This window comes from Rheinheimera sp. (assembly GCF_037442345.1).
GTDB lineage: Bacteria > Pseudomonadota > Gammaproteobacteria > Enterobacterales > Alteromonadaceae > Pararheinheimera.
Genome location: NZ_JBBIQL010000028.1, coordinates 1 through 15,002 on the forward strand (window position 1 = coordinate 1; position 15,002 = coordinate 15,002).

The 15,002-nt window shown below is 51.0% G+C and carries 12 protein-coding genes; 8 read left to right on the forward strand and 4 right to left on the reverse strand.

Going from position 1 to position 15,002, the window contains the following annotated elements:
- Positions 1–46 precede the first annotated feature (46 nt).
- Together WKJ04_RS15750 and WKJ04_RS15755 are read right to left on the reverse strand one after the other, a co-directional pair.
- Positions 47–2,911 (reverse strand): TonB-dependent receptor, encoded by a 2,865-nt coding sequence (locus tag WKJ04_RS15750; RefSeq protein WP_337881285.1) that lies wholly within the window; start codon positions 2,909–2,911, stop codon positions 47–49.
- 416 nt (positions 2,912–3,327) lie between these two features.
- Positions 3,328–6,201, reverse strand: coding sequence for a TonB-dependent receptor (locus tag WKJ04_RS15755; protein WP_337841230.1), 2,874 nt, complete (start codon positions 6,199–6,201; stop codon positions 3,328–3,330).
- Between the two features lie 463 nt (positions 6,202–6,664).
- Here WKJ04_RS15755 and dinG point away from each other — a divergent pair, with 463 nt between their 5' ends.
- The 4 genes from dinG to WKJ04_RS15775 are packed head-to-tail and all read left to right on the forward strand — an operon-like array spanning position 6,665 to position 10,994.
- The gene (gene dinG / locus WKJ04_RS15760; protein WP_337881286.1) at positions 6,665–8,692 is read left to right on the forward strand and encodes an ATP-dependent DNA helicase DinG; all 2,028 of its coding nucleotides are present in this window, start codon (positions 6,665–6,667) and stop codon (positions 8,690–8,692) included.
- Positions 8,692–9,474 carry a TSUP family transporter gene (locus WKJ04_RS15765; RefSeq protein WP_337881287.1) on the forward strand — a complete coding sequence of 261 codons (783 nt, stop codon included), beginning with the start codon at positions 8,692–8,694 and terminating at the stop codon, positions 9,472–9,474. The genes dinG and WKJ04_RS15765 overlap by 1 nt, the downstream gene beginning before the upstream one ends.
- 3 nt (positions 9,475–9,477) lie before the next feature.
- Positions 9,478–10,047: a primosomal replication protein PriC gene (gene priC, locus WKJ04_RS15770; protein WP_337881288.1), complete on the forward strand. Its 570-nt coding sequence runs from the start codon at positions 9,478–9,480 to the stop codon at positions 10,045–10,047.
- Positions 10,023–10,994 (forward strand): histone deacetylase, encoded by a 972-nt coding sequence (locus WKJ04_RS15775; RefSeq protein ID WP_337881289.1) that lies wholly within the window; start codon positions 10,023–10,025, stop codon positions 10,992–10,994. Before priC ends, WKJ04_RS15775 begins: the two co-directional genes overlap by 25 nt.
- Here WKJ04_RS15775 and WKJ04_RS15780 read toward each other — a convergent pair.
- Positions 10,983–12,080 (reverse strand): tryptophan 2,3-dioxygenase family protein, encoded by a 1,098-nt coding sequence (locus WKJ04_RS15780; RefSeq protein ID WP_337881290.1) that lies wholly within the window; start codon positions 12,078–12,080, stop codon positions 10,983–10,985. The genes WKJ04_RS15775 and WKJ04_RS15780 overlap by 12 nt on opposite strands.
- Before the next feature lie 148 nt (positions 12,081–12,228).
- On the opposite strand from WKJ04_RS15780, the gene WKJ04_RS15785 reads away from it, so the two are divergent.
- The 4 genes from WKJ04_RS15785 to WKJ04_RS15800 all read left to right on the forward strand — a co-directional run bounded on the left by WKJ04_RS15785 (position 12,229) and on the right by WKJ04_RS15800 (position 14,439).
- Complete coding sequence (locus WKJ04_RS15785; RefSeq protein WP_337841236.1) at positions 12,229–12,498, forward strand: late competence development ComFB family protein; 270 nt, start codon at positions 12,229–12,231, stop codon at positions 12,496–12,498.
- Positions 12,485–12,664: a DUF2496 domain-containing protein gene (locus WKJ04_RS15790; protein ID WP_337881291.1), complete on the forward strand. Its 180-nt coding sequence runs from the start codon at positions 12,485–12,487 to the stop codon at positions 12,662–12,664. The genes WKJ04_RS15785 and WKJ04_RS15790 overlap by 14 nt, the downstream gene beginning before the upstream one ends.
- Before the next feature lie 8 nt (positions 12,665–12,672).
- Positions 12,673–13,590, forward strand: coding sequence for a DMT family transporter (locus tag WKJ04_RS15795; protein ID WP_337881292.1), 918 nt, complete (start codon positions 12,673–12,675; stop codon positions 13,588–13,590).
- Between the two features lie 66 nt (positions 13,591–13,656).
- The gene (locus WKJ04_RS15800; RefSeq protein WP_337881293.1) at positions 13,657–14,439 is read left to right on the forward strand and encodes a transporter substrate-binding domain-containing protein; all 783 of its coding nucleotides are present in this window, start codon (positions 13,657–13,659) and stop codon (positions 14,437–14,439) included.
- A gap of 41 nt (positions 14,440–14,480) precedes the next feature.
- On the opposite strand, the gene WKJ04_RS15805 is transcribed toward WKJ04_RS15800, so the two are convergent.
- Positions 14,481–14,987 carry a DUF1993 domain-containing protein gene (locus WKJ04_RS15805; RefSeq protein ID WP_337881294.1) on the reverse strand — a complete coding sequence of 169 codons (507 nt, stop codon included), beginning with the start codon at positions 14,985–14,987 and terminating at the stop codon, positions 14,481–14,483.
- Positions 14,988–15,002: the final 15 nt, after the last annotated feature.

Genomic DNA, 15,002 nt, shown 5'->3' on the forward strand with positions numbered 1-15,002 from the left:
AAATAAAAAAGCGGGCCTTTGCCCGCTTTTTCTAATTCAAGTCAGCTTAGAACTTGAAGGTCACAGACGCGTGTAAGTAACGACCTAAGGTGTCATAGAAACCTGCGATCGCATTACCGTTGGTCGCCAGAGAGCCACCCACCATTGGCGGTTCACGGTCCAGTACGTTGTTCACACCGATTAACAAGGTGGTGTAATCGTTCACAGCGAATGAACCTTTCAGGTCAATAAAGCTTTGTGAATCGATGCCATCCTGTACCAGCGTGTCGGTGCCGCTGTAATCAGCGATTTCACCGTAGAAACGCCATTTCAACGTGGCACGCCAGAAGCTGCCGGTGTCATAGTTAAAGGCTAACACATGACGCCATTCTGGCTGGGCAAAACAGCCATAATCCAGAGTGCTGACGCAATCAAAGGCTGGAGAAACGCCTGGAATATTGTCGTACTCTTTGGTCAGCATATAAGTACCAATCAGGTTGGTATTCAGGTTGCCGCCAAATAATTCCATATTGTAGTTTGCACTTAAATCCACACCTTCCCAGTGCAGTTTACCCAGGTTGATATTGGTCGCGACGACGCGGCCTTCACCTAACCACAGACTGCCACTACCCGGAGTACGTTGTACGTTATCACAGAAAGCTGAGTTGCCGGTCAGAGCACATTGAGTCACGATAATTTCCGCATCAATGGCACCAATGGCATCTTCCAGTTCAATATTCCAGTAGTCGACAGAGAAGTTAAAATCTTCAAACGGATTGCCGACGATACCAAAAGATACGGTGTCTGCAACTTCAGGTTTCAGTTCAGGGCTACCACCAAACAAACCATTGTATTGGTCTGCCGGGCTCTTACTGATATTGCCGTACTGAGAAGCTGTTACACCAGTCAGCGCACATTGGGCAGCCGTTAAGGTTGGAGTGGCGCCAGAACATGGATCAGCACCCTGCCACAGACCTTCGCTTTGTGGCGCATAGAGTTCAATATTGTTGGCCGCACGCACAGCCCGGTTAAAGCTGCCACGCAGTTTCCAGTCGTCGTTTACATCCCAATCGACAGCAATCTTGTAGGTAGGCTCGGCACCTGATGTGCTGTAATCAGACCAGCGGTAACCCAGGTCTAAAGCAATACCATCCGCAATAGCGATGTCCTGCACCAGTGGTACACGTAATTCTGAGTACAGTTCACGAACTGAGTAACCACCATAGATACTCTTCGTGGTGCCGCCCTGACCTAATAACAGGCCTTGCTCATACACTTCATCCGCAGTACGTGAGTAGTTTTCTTTCCGGTATTCAGCACCCAATACAGCAGAAATTGGTGTATCTGAACCAGGGAAGCTCACACCAGTCTCACCGGTCACGAAACCACCGAAAATAATCTGCTCGGTCACACCATTCATAATGGCAGTACCAGTTAAAGCGCGGGCTGCTTCAGTAGTCACACCATTGTACTTAAACACTTCGTATGGAATACAACCATCTGTGCTTGCACAGTCTTCTCCATTGGCTGACAACGCAGTGAAAATACGCGGGCCGAAGAAGTCATTCAGGTAAGCAGAAGACGATGAGGTAGAGCCATACTGAATCGTCGTATCGTAGGTCCAGGTGTCCGAAATTTCACCTTCAGTCCCTAATACCAGACGGAAGGAGTTGTGCTCCAGCTGGTCCTGACGGCCGCCCCCTTCGACGTTACGTTTACCGATATAAGCAGCAAACTGATCGCCGGATTGCAGACCAAAACGGTCAGTCAACTGAGCACGCTGACCATCGGTCAGCAGCGGGCTGTCAAAATCAATCAGGTAGTTATCGTTAAAGAAAGTACCTGACTCTGCAATCTGCGCCACAGTGCGGTCACGCATAAACATCGCTTCCATATAAGGACGGAAGTGATCGTTTATTTCGTAGTTGGCAAACATACCAATGGTATGGCGCTCATTCGGGCGTAAGAAGAAGTTGATAGGTGCATAGTTATACACCTGGGTGTCAGGCGTAAAAGAGCTGTCAGAATTTAATGACCAGTACTCATAGTCACCTTCGTCCCAGTCAAAAGAACCATCCGCATTAGGAGACGAAATATAGAAGTTCGGGATTGGTGTATTACCTGAACCACCACAAGATGTACCTGTTGCACTCAAGGCACATGATGAATAGTCACGGGCACCCTGGCGTAATTCAGTTTGTTTCATGTAGGTCATATAACCTACAACGTGACCTTTGTCACCCAGTTCACCACCCATAGTGACAGAGAAGTCATAGGATTTACCGTCAATGCCTGAGCTGCCTGTCGGGTACTCATAACCACGGGCATCCATTTTGCTCTGGATGTATTTGTTATCGTTATCGTGTTGGTAACCAGACCCGTTGGCTGTAATTTCCAAACCTTCGAAGTTTTTGTCCATCACGAAGTTCACAACACCGGCAACAGCGTCAGCACCGTAAGTGGAAGAACCACCGCCGGTCATCACTTCGACACGCTCAATCAGAGCGGCAGGGATTTGGTTGATGTCAGCCGCAGACGAGTTGATACCACCGGCCTGCATACGGCGGCCGTTGATCAGTACCAGCGTACGCTGTGGACCCATACCACGTAAGTCTAAGCTTGCAGTACCTGTAGCGCCGTTCGACTGGAAGGCCGTGTTAGAGGCTTCGATTTGCGGCAGGCTGTTCATCATGTCTTCAACACGGGTAAAGCCGGCAATTTTGATTTCTTCTTTGCTGGTCACCTGAACCGGGCTGGCGGTCTCTAAGTCAGTTCTTTTAATACGAGAACCAGTGACCGAAATACGCTCGACTGAATCGCCTTCAGCAGCAGCTTCCTGAGCCATGACCGCAGAAGACATAGCTGCACCTGAGCTGACGCCGAAAATCATCGCCAGCTTCACAGCTTTTGACAGTTTATTATTTGTAAACATGTTTTTCTCCCTGGACCACTCTCTATGCAAGTGATTCTATTTTTTAAAAGGACTAATCCTGTTCAGCGATACAAGTTCCGTCTCATTGTTTCGGCCTTTGGCCTCAAACACATCGATAATAAACGCAATTTTTTCGATGGGTCAACAGCTTTTGCGGAACTAAACATCTGGCTGATGGTCGTCCGTGTTGACAACAAAGCACACAACGTGGACAACTTTTAACCAGTCTGTTTTTCCGAAGCAATTCCCCAAAATCAGACAGCACACGGAAAAACTGGCCTGCAGCGCGATCCTTAGTTCCACTTAAACTTTCAAACCTGCTGATTACGCAAAAAAAAACCAGCCCTGTACAGGGCTGGTTTTTTTTGAAATGACGGCTGAAAATAAATCAGCTGTGCATTTTAACGACGTTCAAATCAGAACTTCTGTTCGTAACGAACGTACCAGAAACGGCCGATATCAAAACCACCGTAGTAAGCGAAGTTACTGCTTGGCTGTGAATACATGATTGGGCCTTGTTTCTCAAACACGTTGTTGGCACCAACAGAGATACGGGCTTCCCATGGAGCATGGTAGCTGAACTGTACATCGTTGAACGTGGTTGAACCGTAACGGTTGTACGGAGTCACTACGTCGTTTGTCCAGTCCGCTTTGAAGTCTGGGATGCTGCACTTGTCAGTGTAGTAGCAACGCTCTTTGGTAGAGGAGTAGTAACGCATAGTCCAGTTCACACCAAAGTCGCCCAGGTTCCAGCTTAAACCTAAGTTAGAACGAACACGGAAGGTTGAACCGTAACCCACTGACGGAGTCAGCAGAGCTTCTGGGTCATTGGTTGACTTGCTGTCGTATTTTTCGATGTAGGTGCTGTTCCAGTTAGTACCAAAAGTACCGAACTCAGTTTCGTATTTGTAAGCCAGGCCTAAGTCGAAACCAGCAGTTTTGGTCATACCAGCGTTACGCAGGCCATACGTCAGGTTGCTGACAATATGGTTTACCGGGTCACGTGAGAACATAGCACAACGAGACTCGATCAAACCCACATAACAGTCATCCACAATGGCGTTTGCTGTATCGGTGACCATGGTGTCTTCGATCTTGATGTTCCACCAGTCGAATACCACGTTCAGGTTTTCAACAAACTCTGGGCTCCAGACGAAACCAACAGTGGTCGTTTCTGAAGTTTCAGGTTGCAGCAGTGGGTTAGAACCGCTGTTAAACGGAACCGGAGTCTGGGCAGCAGGGCCTGTTGTTGGGATAAAGCCCTGTTGCAGCTGACGGTAGTCGGCTGGAACATCTTGTAAACAACGGGCTGTGCCTTTGGCTACACCGTATACAGAGTCACACGGGTCGATAAAGCCTGTAACGAAGCTCTGTGAACCACCACCGTACAGGTTGCTGATGGTAGGCGCACGGAAGCCTTCTGACATAGTGGCACGAACTAACAGCTCGTCTACTGGTTTCCATTTCAGACCGATTTTGCTGTTGGTGGTGTCACCGAACGAGCTGTAGTCTGAGTAACGTGACGCCAGGCTCAGGCTGACTTCTTTTGCGAAGTCCATGTCCGCCAGAATTGGTACGTTTAATTCAGCATAGTACTCGTCCAGGTCGTAAGTACCACGAGTCGGGCCTGCAGCCAGCGTAGTCGTCATACCAGACTGAGCCAGAGCGTCAGGGCTGAACACACCTTCTTCTTTACGGTGCTCAGTACCTACGGCGAAGGTAACGTCACCAGCTGGCAGAGTGAATAACAGACCGCCGATGTTCGCGAAGAAGATTGACGATGTTGTTTCACCACGGGCGTGTGACGTTGGGAACAGGAATGCCTGAACAGCCGGATCTGACAATGAGTTCGCTTCAGAGCCTGCACCAAAACCTGCCAGTGGGTTCCAAGGAACACAACGGGTCAGAGGGATTGGGTTAGCTGCAGTACCACACTGAACAATACCCTGAGCGGTCATAAATGACGGGCCAGTTGCCAGAACAGTGTTTGGTACATGGAAGTCACCACGGCCAATTTGCAGAGTATTGCTCTGGCTATACAGACCGCCGATATCCCAGTCGAAGTAACGCTCACCGATATCAAATGAACCTTCCAGCGCGGCAGTAGCACGCAGAGTGTCTTGTTTGCTTTCAGTGGTGCGAGGCATTTCCCAACCACGACGGGTGAAACGTACGTTGGTGTCTACCGGGTTGAAATAGCTGTTCGCATCCAGGAACCAGCCGCTGACAGCACCAAAAGTACTGGCAGATTGCAGAGGGTAACCGGCGATCTGACGGGTAGAGCTGCGGTTGGTGTAACCGATGTCAGACGTAAACTTAACGTTTTCAGCCAGCTCGTAGTTTGAACTCAGGTACAGAGAACGTGCACTCAGAGGAGTTAACAGGTGCATCTGCTCGTTTGGATTACTGGTATCGCCCAGGCCTGAAGCACTGGCTGCTTGCTGAACATGGAAGTCGTTGGCAAAATCAGAAGCTGTGCTTGGACGGTCGGCAACCCACCATTGGCCATTGTAGCTGAAACGGCCATACTGACCGACCAGTGTGTAGTTTGAAGAATAATCTTCGCGGTCTGGGCGACCTAATTTTGAAAACTCACGGTCTTTTGCCCACACTTCGCCTTCGTCACGCCACTCGGCACCCCAAGTGATAGAACCTTTTTCACCAACAACACCACCAACCAGACTGACGTTGGTTTTAGCGCCGTCGCCCTGGTCATATTCACCAGTGTACGCAATTAATTCCAGACCTTCGAAGTCTTTACGGGTAATGATGTTCACTACACCGGCCATAGCATCAGAACCGTAAATGGTGGAGGCACCGTCTTTCAGTACGTCTACGCGCTCAACCATTGACATTGGGATGGCTGATAAGTCTTGCAGACCGTCAGTCGTAATACCTAAACGTTTGCCGTTTACCAGAACCAGAGTACGGTTTGCACCCAGGTTACGCAGGTTGGCATAGTTACCACCAACACCTTCACCTGAACTTAATACAGATGAACGGCTGATTGGAGGCGCACCAGTGCTTGACATGTTCTGCAGAATATCGGTTACAGAAGTGAAACCCTGGTTGGCAATGTCCATACGGTCCATTGTGAACACTGGTTGTGCAGTTTCGATATCGGTCTGACGGATACGGGAACCCGTTACGTCAATACGCTCTACTTTTTCTGCAGATTCTTCTTTGGCAGCGTCCTGAGCGAAAGCTGCGCCTGTGAACGCCACGGTTGATACAGCGCCAAAAGCAACGGCTAAGCGCACAGCTTTTGACAACTTATTATTTGTAAACATGTTTTTCTCCCTGGACCACTGTGAAGTGATTCTATTTTTACGACAACCAACCTTTCAAGGTGGCTGGAATTCCGATACAACATTCCGGAGGTGAAGCCGGTTCGGCTGCCGGATAATAAACGTAAATTTTTCTCGTGGTCAACAAATTTGGAGGAACTTCTGAGGTTAAGAGTTGTCTAATGTAAAGTGATGTGAGTATTTTTCCGCCAAATTGGCGCCAGAGCCCACCAGACAAGGAATTCTGCTGCAGTTTTTCCACCCGCAAATCACCGAAACTATCCGGTTATTCACCACAATTTAACAGCATTTCACCGCATCAGGCGCTGGCTGTTTGTATTGGTTTGCTGACAAAGTTGCACTTTTTTCCAGCAACAGCTGAGGTTAATTCAGCTGTGTTTCGTCGATTGTTGCATTCGACCTACTGATTTATCATAGGGTTTTTGCAGCGGCCCCAGTCTATTCAATGCTCAGTGATTCTCTGAAACAACGTATCCGCACCATTCATCAGGCCATGAAACTGCAGCTGCCGGGCTATCAGCCCCGCCCCGGTCAAAACCAGATGGTCGCCGAGATTGCCAATGTGATCGCTGGCAGTTATCACAGTTATGACAGAGTCGCCTTAATTGAAGCCGGCACAGGCACAGGGAAATCCTTGGCCTATCTGATGGCTGCTGTGCCTGCAGCACAGTTTTACAACAAGAAACTGGTGATCGCCACGGCCACAGTGGCGCTGCAGGAGCAGTTGGTCAGCAAAGACCTACCGTTTTTCCGTCAGCACAGCGGACTGACATTTGAGTTTTGCCTGGTCAAAGGCCGGCAACGTTATGCCTGTGTGGAGAAAATAAAACGACAACTACAGCAACCGGATTTATTTGCCGGTGCTGCCAACCCCTCGGATCTGAGTTTACTGCCCAAATGGCTGGCGCAATGGCAGGCCGGGCAATGGAGCGGTGACAGCGACAGTCTGGACGATGCGGTACCGCCCGCCCTCTGGCAACTGATCAGTGCAGATCCCCAACAATGCCCCCGCAGTCATCAGCACTGCCCTTTTCATCAAAGCCGCCAGCAGGCTGAGCAAGCCACCGTATTGGTGGTGAATCATGCCTTGTTACTGGCCGACCTGGACAGCGGCGCACAAATTTTGCCTGCACCAGAAGATTGCATTTATGTCATTGATGAAGCGCATCATTTACCCGACATTGGCCGGGATTTTTTCTCCGCCGAGGCTCAGCTGGATTTACCGGAACGCTGGTTAGATAAAACGAAAAAGCTTAGCCAGCAATTGCACGGCCTGCTGCCACAAAGTGGCGCCAGCACCTTGTGTTTTCAGTTTGACGAATTGTGGCTGGAGCTGGACAAAGAGCTCAGGCAGTTAACCCGGCAGATCAGTCAACAAGGCTGGTTCAGTGAAAAAACCAGCCACCGCTTTGCTGATGCCTTATTGCCGGACTGGCTGCAGAAACAAACCAATCCACTGGCCGAGTGCAGTGGCAAACTGCTCAGTGTGGTAGAAAAATTACAACAGCTGTTAAGCGACGCCGACACCGAACATAAAGTGGCCACAAAACTGACCCAGCCGCTGCAGCATGAACTCAGTTTGCAGCAGCACAGAGTGCAGAATCAGTCTGAACTGTGGCAATTGCTGTCGGTGCCGCAACACAAGCACGTCAGTCAGGCCCGCTGGCTGGAGTATCAGGAGCATCTGACTGCCCATGCCTGCCCGTTGTCGGTCAGTTTTATGCTGGACGATTTATTATTCAGCCAGGCCTTTGCCAGCATCTTGTGTTCAGCCACCCTGACCACGCTGAATAGTTTTGACCACATCCGCTTTGAGCTGGGGCTGAAAGACCACGAAGGTGTGCGTATGCTGCGGGTGGCCTCGCCTTTTGCCTACCAACACAATGCCAGCCTGCTGCTCCCCGCCATGCAAACCGATCCGGCCGATGACGCTTTTACCGATGAACTGATCCAGGTGCTGCCCAAGTTCCTGGACAAAACTCAGGGGCATCTGGTGCTGTTTGCTTCGTATTGGCAAATGCAACAGGTGGCTGAAGGCTTGCGCGGTCAAGGCTGGTCGTTGCTGGTGCAGGGCGAGGCTTCGCGGCAAAGCCTGCTGGACTTGCATCAGAAAAAAATCAACGGTGGCAGCGGCAGCATCCTGTTCGGCACTCAAAGCTTCTCTGAAGGGCTGGATTTACCCGGCAAGCTGCTGACCAATCTCATTATTACCAAATTGCCTTTTGCCGTGCCCTCCTCCCCCTTTGAAGAAGCAATGGCCGAAGCCATCACCAAACGGGGTGGCAATGCGTTTTTGCAGCAAACAGTGCCAGCGACGGCACGAAAACTGGTGCAGGCCTGTGGTAGACTGCTGCGCAAAGAGCAGGACACAGGCCGGGTAGTCATTTTGGACCGGCGTTTACTGACCAAATCTTATGGCAAAGCCATGCTCAGTGCTTTGCCTCCTTTTTCCCGGACAATAGAAGACAATTGATGGAAATAGCGCTGGATCTATGGATGGTGGCTGCTTTATGTGCTGTCGCCCTGGTGGCTGGTTTTATTGACGCCGTAGCAGGTGGCGGCGGCCTGTTAACGGTCCCAGCTCTGCTGACAGCAGGCTTGCCACCCCATCTGGTACTGGGTACCAACAAACTGGCCGCCACTTTTGGTTCAGTCACAGCGTCGCTTACTTATTATAAAAGGCGCTTGTTTGACCCTTCGTACTGGCGCACCGCCCTGATCTTTACTGCGGTCGGCGCCATTGCCGGCACTTTGGTGGTTGATCGGATCAGCAAAGAGTGGCTGGAAAAGATCATCCCGTTTTTTATTGTGGTGGCGGCGCTCTACAGTCTGTTGGTTAAAATGCAACCGGACGACAAACTCAGCCTGCCACCACAAACAGCCGGCCATTTCTGGCGCCAGCGCTTACAGGGCTTAAGCCTGGGTTTTTATGATGGCCTGGCCGGGCCTGGCACCGGCTCCTTCTGGATGGTGTCCACCATGGCGCTGTATAAAATCAACCTGCTGCTGACCAGTGGTGTGGCCCGCACCATGAACTGCGTCAGCAATGTGTTTGCTTTAGTCACCTTTGCCTATTTAGGCCATATTCATTACGCCTTGGGACTGACCATGGGCGCCTGCCTGATGTTGGGGTCCTATTTTGGTGCCCGCTCCGCCATTAAATTTGGCAGCAAGTTTATCCGGCCTTTGTTTTTAACTATGGTACTGGCTATTACTGCCCGTTTGTTATGGCAAGCCTGGGGCGGCCAGGGTTAAGTGATGCAACAGCAACTGAGCATTCTGACCGAACAGCTACAACAACTGGCGAACCAGGCGGAAACCCTGGATCAACGTCAGGCGCAGTGGTCTAAAAAGCCCTGGTTTGGCACTGAACTCTTTCAGTCCCGTTCACCTTATCTGATTGATTACGTGCAGGAAGCCGAGCAGTGCCTGAAACGGCTGAAACAAGCCGTAGCGAGCCAAAGCCCGTCCGCAGCTTTGTTGGCCAGTAAACTGGCAAAGCAGGTCGATGCGTTAAGCCGGGCTTTTGAAACCAAAGAGTTACGGGCATTAAAAGGCAAAACCAAACCCAAAACTCAGCGACAAAAAGCCGAACAACTGGTGGGCCAGCTGCGGCAAAGTACTCAACAGCTGTACAGCCAGCTCAGCACCACCAAAGGTTATGAGCAGCGTTTATTGGACATGCTGCAACTGGAGCAACAGGCGCTGGCGCAGCAACAAAGCAGCCCGGAGCGGGTGCTGGCGCTGCAGGCCAGGCTGGGCCGCTGCCGCAAGGCCATTTCTGAACTGGAGGCGCAAATTCAATGGGCAGAGCAGCACCAGAGCTGATTTATCATCCCATCTATTCCGAACTGGAATTGCCGTACCGCCACCGCTACCCCATAGGCAAGTACCGGGCTTTGTATCAGGCACTGCAGCAGCTGGGTGTGCCTGCCCATGCCTTTCAGCTGTCTGAAACCGCAGATTTAGCTCTGATCCGCCAGATCCATCAGCCGGATTACCTGCAGGCGCTTTGCACAGGGCAACTGGATGCCAAAGCGATGCGCCGCATTGGTTTTCCCTGGTCTGAACAATTAATCAGGCGCTCTTTGTTATCGGTCGGCGGTACAGTGCAAAGCACCCGGCTTGCCTTGCAGCACGGCTTGGCTTTGCATTTAAGTGGCGGTTATCACCATGCTTTTGCCGACTATGGCAGCGGTTTTTGTCTGCTGAATGATTTGGCCGTCGCGGCCCGTTATGCGCTGAACCAAGGTGTGCACAAGGTGCTGATTTTTGACTGCGATGTGCATCAGGGCGATGGCACAGCGGCTATTTTTGCCAACGAGCCTGCGGTGATCACCTGCTCTTTGCACGGCGAAAAGAACTTTCCATACCACAAGCAACACTCCGACTGGGATTTAGCGCTCGACAGCAACAGTGCCGACCCGGACTATCTGGCGGCAGTGGAACAAAGCCTGGATTATCTGCTGCGTTTGCATCAGCCGGAGCTGGTGATTTACGACGCCGGCATTGATGTGCACCAACAGGATGAGTTAGGCCTGCTGGCCGTCAGCACCCGCGGTATTGCACAGCGCGACTGGCTGGTCCTCAGCCGCTGCCAGCAGGAAGGCATCCCGGTAGCGGCAGTGATAGGCGGCGGTTACCAACGGGACCTGGCCCAGCTGACACATAGTCATCTGCAGCTGTTTTTTGCCGCTTTTGCGCTGGCCGGCCAGCCATTGCCCAGCCATCCCGACTGGCAATGGGCATTGGCAGCAACGCCCTTACTGGCCTGAAAAGTAAAAACCAAGTTGGCGACGCACCTGTTCCGGCAGTTGGGGTAAACCCGCTTTCGGCAACAGGAAAGTTGCCATATGGAACAGATCGGTAAAAATACGGTTCTTTTCCGTGGTGCGTTTTAAATAATCATGGCCAGACGAGCCACCTGTGCCAATTTTGGTACCCAGCATGCGCTGCACCATCATGGCGTGTTTATAACGCCAAATCGTCAGGTTCTCGTCAATTTCAGTCAGGCAGGTCAGCACCTGGAATGGCAGGTTAAAGACAGGTTCTTCCTGGTACAGGGTAATAAAAAGCGCGGACAACATAGCGCGCTGGCTTAAGCGGAAACTACCCTGCTGCTGCAGTTGCTGGTATTTGTTATCGTCCAGCAAAGCGGCAAATTTGGCTCTGGTATTGTCAATTTCTTTTAGCTGCAACTCTCGTTCATGTTCAGCAATCTGCTCAATGGAACGCACTGTCTGTTCATCTTCGTCCAGCATTTGTGCCGTCGCATCCTGGTACATCTGCCAGAAACTGAAATCGCCAAACTGCAAAAACGGCATGCGCTCCAGCCATTTCTGTACTAATTCAAACAAACTGGGTTCAGTTTCCAGCGCCTGCAGGAAGTGACGGTCTTTGTCATTCAACCGGCTGTAAAACGAGTTTTTGTCAAAGTCGATGCGGTATTCGCTTTTAAGACCTAAGCCAATTTCCAGCATTTTAAACTGCACACTCTGAAAACCTGAGGCTGGCACCAGGTAGTCGCGGAACGACATAAAATCCTGTGGTGTCATGGTTTCCATCACACTGATCTGCTGGTTCAGCAACTGCTGAATGCTGATCACCCGCTTCAGTTTGTGCACCACCCCTGTCAGTTGCTGGTCTTTGACCGCCGGTTCAGCAAACACCGCCAGCACCGCCTTTAATTCATGCAGAATTTGTTTAAACCAAAGCTCATACACCTGGTGCACCACGATAAACAGGGTTTCATCATGGGCTTCCTGGCCATACTTTTCACTTTCCGGCGCCTGGGCCGTCAGAATTTTATCCAGTTGCAGGTAATCGCCGTAATAACAAGGAGTGGTATTTTTTTGCATCATTCAGTTCTCTTGGCGTCAGGCCAATTGTATAGACAAGCTATTGTAGCCAGACGGAACCCAGCTGGCTATCCACCTGAACACTGGTAGCCTTTTTGGACTGAACTGATTATGCTAAACCGGACAGCATGAGAGCGGACAAGGAGCTCCAATGAAATTAGATGACGACATTCACAACTATTATGAAAAACTCTTGTTGGATCACTTGGTTGAGTTACAAATAGACCAGCAGTACGACGCCGAATTTATTGCCGATCTCTGTTGCATTGTACTCAATCAGCTGCCTGCCAAATACATCCGTTATGAAGTGGATATGGCGTTTTACCTGCCTCAGACCGAACGTTTTGAAATGGTGATGAAAGTCAGGGAAGCAGTGGCGCGGGCCAAAACCTTCCTCGATGGTCAACGTGACAAAGAATAAAACAACACCTTTGTCCGAAGCTGCACCTGAAGTGCAGCTGGCCGTGGACCTGATCCTGCTGCTGGAACAGCAGGAGCTTCCTGCGCAGCTGGTGCTTTCTGCACTTCAGATAGTGCAGCAGGATTATCAACGTAAACTTGCGCTGGCCTTGTCTGCCAGCCCCTGAGCTTATTCATGCTGACTCATTCTGCCACGCTTTACCTTGCCACAGTGCTGATCTGGGGTTCCACCTTTTATGCCATTAAATTCCAGCTGGGCGAAGTCTCCGAGCTCTGGTCCATCTGTTACCGTTTTGCTTTAGCCGCCTTGCTGTTGTTTGTCTGGTGCGGCTGGCGGCGGCTGCCGATGCGGTTCAGCCGGCAGCAACATGGCCGGATGGCGCTGCAGGGGTTGTTTTTATTTTGTCTGAACTACCTGTTGATTTATTACGCCACCGGCATGTTAACCAGTGGGCTGATTGCGGTGGTATTTTCCAGCATAGTGCTGATGAATATTCTGAACGGAGCCCTGTTTTTTGGCCGGCCCATTGAACGGCGCAGTTTGGTGGGCGCTGTACTGGGGCTGATTGGTATTGCCCTGGTGTTTTGGCCCGAACTGCGAAAGCTGGAGCACAACAGCCAGGCATTGACCGGCCTGGGGCTGAGTGTACTGGGCACTTATATCGCTTCGTTGGGTAATTTGTTTTCATCAAAAAATCAGCAACAGCAGTTGCCGGTGATCCAAACCAATGCTTATGGTATGGCTTATGGGGCTGCACTGATGGCATTGCTGGCGCTTGGCAGCAGTGGTTGGCCCGGTTACAGCAGCCAACTGAGCTTCAGTCTGTCCTTGTTGTATCTGGCCTTATTTGGTTCGGTGCTGGCCTTTGGCGCTTATCTGACCCTGCTCGGCCGCATTGGCGCTGCCAAAGCGGCCTACACTATGGTGCTCTTTCCTCTGGTTGCCCTGCTGATTTCAACCCTGTTTGAATCCTATCAATGGAGCCCACCCGCGTTACTCGGTATTGCAGTGGTTGTGCTTGGTAATGTGATCCTGCTGGCACCAGCCAGTCTGTGGCAACGATGGCGGCCAGCTAAAGCTCAATCTGGCTGAGTCCAACTTGTCAGCACCCTTCACTGCGGCTATAACCTTGTAACATGAAGGGGAACGGAGACCGTTATGCGCTGCCTGATCCTGTGGATGTGCTGGTTAAGTTTCGTGGTACAGGCGCAGCCTGTGCGTCTGATCACTGTGATAGAACCCCCCGTCAGTTACCTCGACAGCCACGGCAAACCAGTGGGTTTCGCCGTGGATGTGGTGAAGGCGGTGCAGCATGAGTTGGGGGATAAAACGCCGATTGAAGTCATGCCGGAGGCCCGGGCCATCTATATAGCCCGCACCGAACCTAATGTGCTGCTGTTCAGTTTTTCCCGCACCCCTGAGCGTGAAAATGAGTTTTATTGGATCACCCCGCTGGTGCAGAAATCCTGGTCTGTGTATGGACTGACCACCAACCCTATTCAGGTCCAGTCACTGGAGCAACTGAAACAAGTGACGGCCATCGGCGTGGTGCGGGGCGACATTCGCGAAGAATGGCTGAACAATCTGGGGTTTAAAAATCTGAGCAAGTCGGTGAATCATCAGCAAAACCTGGACCGCCTGCTGGCTGGCCGTCTTGATTTAATCGCCTATGAAAGCCAGGGGATCCGGCATTTATTGCAAGAGGCAAGCCTGAGCCTGGACGCTGTCCGTCCTGTGTTTGTGCTTCAGCAGTCCGATGTCTATCTGCTGATGTCAAAAACTGGCACGTCGCCCGAGCTGGCAGAACGCTGGCGTATGGCTGCAGATAAAATCCGCCGCAGTGGAAGCCAGCAGTTTATCGCTGAAAAATGGCAGCTGCAGCTGAAACATTTTCAGGATATGGACACTGAAATCCAAAACGGCGTGTTGGTCTTCAAGTAAATAAAATTTTATCTCGACACGTCAACAAGCCCCAGGCCGAATCAGCCCATAAAGTCTTTTTTACCAACCTCAATGCCATTGTGGCGCAAAATCGCATAGGCCGTAGTGACATGAAAATAAAACTGCGGCAGACCATAGAGCAACAGGTAGTCTTCAGTGCTGGCAAAACGTTTCTCTTTTGCCGTGCCAGGCCTTAACACCACTTCACGGCCAGCTGCGTCTGCAAATGCCGATTCAGGCAGGCTGAGCAAAAACTGCCGGGTTTTCTCCAGTCGCAGCACCAGCTCGGCATAACTCTGTTCTGTATCGTCATAGGATGGCACCTCCACCCCGGCCAGACGTGCTGACACACTTTTGGCAAAATCTGCAGCAATTTGCACCTGGCGGACCAGCGGAAACATATCAGGATACAAACGGCTTTGTAACAACACCGCATCGTCCAGATTTTTGCTCTGGCTGTAGAATTCTGCTTTTTTCAGCAACCCTTCCAGGTTATTCAAAAACTTAACAAAAACAGGCACTGAGGCATGATAAAAATTCAGACTCATAACAAAGATCCCTCG